This is a genomic window from Spirulina sp. CCY15215 (genome assembly GCF_016888125.1).
GTDB lineage: Bacteria > Cyanobacteriota > Cyanobacteriia > Cyanobacteriales > Spirulinaceae > CCY15215.
Genome location: NZ_JACSWA010000577.1, coordinates 1 through 3,378 on the forward strand (window position 1 = coordinate 1; position 3,378 = coordinate 3,378).

The 3,378-nt window shown below is 44.9% G+C and carries 3 protein-coding genes; 1 reads left to right on the plus strand and 2 read right to left on the minus strand.

Annotated features, from left to right (window positions below):
* A partial coding sequence (locus JUI58_RS20370; protein ID WP_348539937.1) for a tellurite resistance TerB family protein occupies positions 1-427 on the minus strand: 427 nt, incomplete at its 3' end.
* A 124-nt stretch (positions 428-551) separates the two neighbouring features.
* On the opposite strand from JUI58_RS20370, the gene aspS reads away from it, so the two are divergent.
* The gene (aspS, locus tag JUI58_RS20375; RefSeq protein ID WP_204105651.1) at positions 552-2,336 is read left to right on the plus strand and encodes an aspartate--tRNA ligase; all 1,785 of its coding nucleotides are present in this window, start codon (positions 552-554) and stop codon (positions 2,334-2,336) included.
* A gap of 31 nt (positions 2,337-2,367) precedes the next feature.
* Here aspS and rbsK read toward each other — a convergent pair whose 3' ends face one another.
* The gene (rbsK, locus tag JUI58_RS20380; RefSeq protein WP_204105652.1) at positions 2,368-3,285 is read right to left on the minus strand and encodes a ribokinase; all 918 of its coding nucleotides are present in this window, start codon (positions 3,283-3,285) and stop codon (positions 2,368-2,370) included.
* Positions 3,286-3,378 lie beyond the last annotated feature (93 nt).

Here is a 3,378-nt window from a genome sequence, read left to right on the forward strand (position 1 = left end):
TAACTTGAATAATTTGATTTACTTGGTCTTGGGGTAAATTCAAGGCTCGACATAAACTACCTAGTAATTCTTCTTCTTCCTTCGACACTTCCCCATCCGCTAAAACGAGGTCCGTGGCGATCGCAAAGGCTGTCTCGTAAAGATCGTGGGGAAGTGTCTCAATAGCAGCATTAAACAGCACGTCGGCACCATCTCGGCGCAAAATACCCGAGAGGTTATCAAACATCCGGCGCATGACATCAACGGAATAGCTGCGAAAGAGCTTCATACGCCCCAAAGTTGCATTGAGCAAGCTAATTTCATCATCCGCTAAATACCCATCGGCTGCAACAACTAAGAGCATAATAGCTGCAAAGCCTTCGGCGGGGCCGAGGGTAACTTGTTTCTGGATGCTTCCACTTTTGCGGAATGCGTCAAATAAACCCATCAATCTTATCTCCACGATCGGCATTCCCGATCTATGATGAACCACAAGAGAAGATAATGGGCAGAGTGTGAAGTTCTGTTACTATAGATAACCGCGTTATTTTTTTTGTTAAACCCCAAGTCCTATGCGTACTGAATATTGTTCTTCCTTGCAAGCCAGTCATATCGGCGAAACTGTCACCCTTTGCGGTTGGGTCGATCGCCGTCGGGATCTCGGGGGGGTTATTTTTATCGATTTGCGCGATCGCACGGGAACCATCCAAATTGTTAGCGATCCCGAACGTACTCCCACATCCTATCAAGATGCGGATGGGTTGAGAAATGAATATGTAATTGAAGTTACGGGAAAAGTCCGCCAACGTCCCCAAGACTCGGTTAATCCTAAAATTGCCACGGGAGAGATTGAAATTTTCGCCGATCGCATTACACTCCTCAACCGGGTTAGCAAACAATTACCGTTTCAAGTTTCTACGGTAGACACGGAGACGGTTAAGGAAGAATTGCGCTTGAAATACCGTTATTTGGACTTGCGGCGCGATCGCATGACCCGCAATTTGATTTTACGCCATCAAGTGGTCAAGGCCATGCGGCGCTTTTTAGAGGATGAAGAGCATTTTATTGAGGTAGAAACCCCAATTCTCACAAAATCCACTCCTGAAGGGGCGCGAGATTATCTCGTTCCTTCGCGGGTCAATCCAGGACAATGGTATGCTTTACCTCAATCGCCGCAATTATTCAAGCAAATGTTAATGGTAGCGGGATGCGATCGCTATTATCAGATTGCACGCTGTTTTCGCGATGAAGATTTACGCGCCGACAGACAGCCGGAATTTACCCAATTAGACATGGAAATGAGTTTCATGTCAGAAGATGAAATCATCGGGTTAAATGAAGCATTAACCTGTTACATTTTTAAAACTGTTAAAGGAATAGAACTACCCCGTCCATTCCCTCGTTTGACCTATAAAGATGCAATGGCAAAATATGGGACAGATCGCCCAGATACCCGTTTTGGTTTAGAATTAGTTGAAGTTTCTCAACTCTTAAAAGATAGCGGTTTTAAAGTTTTTTCTGGTGCAGTTAAAAAAGGCGGTATTATTAAAGTCCTTCCCATTCCCGACGGCGATAAAATCTCTAATGTACGCATTAAACCCGGTGGAGATTTGTTTACAGAAGCGACTATTGCTGGGGCAAAAGGGATCGCTTATATTCGGGTCAAAAAAGATGGTAAAATCGACACGATTGGCGCAATTAAAGATAATCTCAGTGAGGAACAAAAAGAAGAATTATTGGCAAAAACTGGTGCAAAAGAAGGCTATTTGCTCTTATTTGGAGCAGGAGAGACGGAAATTGTCAATAAGTCTTTAGATCGATTGCGTCAAGTTGTTGGGGATCAAATGGGACTAATCGATCGCGATAAATTAAGTTTACTCTGGATTACCGAGTTTCCTATGTTTGAATGGAATGGGGATGAGAAACGTTATGAAGCACTCCATCACCCCTTTACTGCACCCCATCCTGAAGATTTGGAAGATTTGACAACAGCAAGGGCGCAGGCTTACGATTTGGTTTATAATGGCTTGGAAATTGGCGGCGGAAGTTTGCGAATTTATCAAAAGGAAACCCAAGAAAAGGTATTTGAAACAATCGGCTTATCGAAAGAAGAAGCTAACGAAAAGTTTGGTTTTCTCTTAGAAGCCTTTGAATATGGTACCCCTCCTCATGGGGGCATTGCTTATGGTTTGGATCGCCTAGTCATGTTGTTAGCTGGGGAAGAATCTATTCGCGATGTGATTGCTTTTCCCAAGACCCAACAAGCGCGATCGCCCCTTACTGATGCACCTGCAACAGTTGACGAAAAACAATTAAAAGAATTATATGTGCAATCAACTTATAAACCAGAAGAATAGGCGATCGCCTTCTTTAATTTCTGATTAAATATCAACTATTTTTAAGCGCTTGCAGAAATGTACCGCGATCGGGCAAAGAAGATTGAGCGCCGAGTTTGGTCACGGCGAGGGAACCAGCAACAGAACCCCAACGTATTGCTTCTCTTAGGGGTTTCCCCGTCGCTAAAGCCACCGCTAAGGCACCATTAAAGGCATCTCCTGCTGCTACGGTATCTATCGCATCGACGGGGATAGCTTCATGCCAAAAACACTCTTCTTCCCCAGTACACCAAGCACCTTGCTCTCCTAGGGTGATAATCACTGTTTTCACACCCTTTTCCTGCAAGACTTGGGCCGCCTTTTTTGCCGTGTCGCGATCGCGGACATCAAAACCCACCAATTGACTGGCCTCTAACTCATTGGGAGTAATAATATCAACTAAAGAATAAAGCTCCTCGGGAAAGATATTAGGAACCGGAGCCGGATCGAGAATCGTCTGAACTCCCGCAGCCCGAGTCACTTGAGCCGCTTGCATAATTGTTGAGAGGGGAATACCCAATTCCAACAAGACCACTTTTGTCAGTCCGAGCAAGTTTTTCAAGTATGCTACTTCTTTTTCTCCTACCGTACCATTGGCTCCCGCCGCACAAGCAATGGTATTTTCCCCGGTTTCGCTCACGACAATGGAAGCAACTCCCGAGTGCATTTTAGGGTTAATGGACATTCCATCCGTGTTGACCCCAGCAACATTTAACGCCAAGAGCAGGGTTTGACCGAAATCATCCCCTCCCACTTGTCCAATAAAATGAACGGGATGACCAAGTTTAGCAACAGCAACCGCTTGATTTGCGCCTTTGCCACCAAAGGCCGAAAAAAATTCGTGACCCATTAATGTTTCCCCCGCATTAGGCAAACGGGGAGCCTTGATCACCAAGTCCATATTGATACTGCCGAGGGCAACAATTGTCATCGAAAAATTGGGTAGAAACCCCGTCCTTATAGGACGGCTTTATATTAGTTTCGCTACCGCCTTGGAGTTGTTTAATTAGGGTGCTTTTGTATT